The organism is Streptomyces sulfonofaciens, assembly GCF_014656295.1.
Taxonomy (GTDB): Bacteria; Actinomycetota; Actinomycetes; order Streptomycetales; family Streptomycetaceae; genus Streptomyces; species Streptomyces sulfonofaciens.
The window spans coordinates 1-1,030 of the sequence record NZ_BNCD01000072.1; the positions used below are offsets into that span (position 1 = coordinate 1).

Below are 1,030 nucleotides of genomic sequence, written 5' to 3' on the forward strand. Positions count from 1 at the left end.
CACCGGCCGGACACGGCACCTTCCTGTGGCAGATCGGCCGCTCCGACCGCACCGGCGGCGAGTACGCGCTGGCCACCAAGTCACCCGCGCGCCCCCTCCCCCGCTCGTTCGAGAAGCCGTCGCTGATCCCGGCCGACCTGGACTTCACCATCGGCAGGAGCTGGGAGCCCACCGACTGGTACTACGCCCAGGTGCACAACGGGACCTGGTCCATCCACTTCCCGCTCGCCGAGGTACCGAACGGCACGGCGTACCTGACCGTGTCGTCGTCCCTGCAGCAGGGTGCCCCGCCGACCGTCACGGTCAACGGCACGTCCACGGGCATCGTGGGCTCGCTGCCCGACCGCAACGACTCCACCATCGGCCGCCAGGCCGACCGCAGCGGCTTCCCCCACGTGGCACGGCTGAGCTTCCCCACGTCGCTGCTGAAGGCCGGTGACAACACCATCGCCTTCACCCACGGCGGCGACCTCACGCCCCACGCGGTCGAACCGGTCTCCAGCGGGTTCGGCTGGGACACCGTCGTCCTGGAGGTGGACGGGCCCCGGGCGCCCCGGCCGGCCAGGCTCACCGGGCGCCTCACCAGCCTCGGCGCCGCGCACGGCACCGGCACCTGGCAGGTGGAGATCACCAACCGGGGCTCAGGACCCGCCAACGACGTACGGCTCGACGGCCTGCACTGGTCGGACGGCACCCGCACGGCCGCGGACGACCCGGCGGTCGACGGGCCCGACCCGAACGCGTTCCCCGTCCCGGTCACCGCCTCCCTCGCACCCGGCAGATCGGCGACCGTCACGCTCAAGGTCACGGGCAGCCGACCGCACGGCGGCTTCGACCGGCTGGAAACGTCCTTCCACGCCGACGGCGGCGCGACGACCGGGACGGCCATGAGTGCGCCGGGACGCTGGTAGGGGCCCGTCCCCGCGCCGGCGGCCCTTGCTGCCGGAGGAATCCCCCGCATGGCGTCGAGGGCGTTTGCCGACGTCGCCGGGGTGGGTGGGGTGCGGTGGCCGGACGTCCGGCCACCGCA

Annotated in this window: 1 protein-coding gene; it reads left to right on the forward strand. The window is 73.8% G+C overall.

Going from position 1 to position 1,030, the window contains the following annotated elements:
* Positions 1 to 911, forward strand: a 911-nt coding sequence (locus IE313_RS34605) for a polysaccharide lyase family protein (protein ID WP_229925199.1), incomplete at its 5' end; no start/stop codon positions are given.
* Positions 912 to 1,030 lie beyond the last annotated feature (119 nt).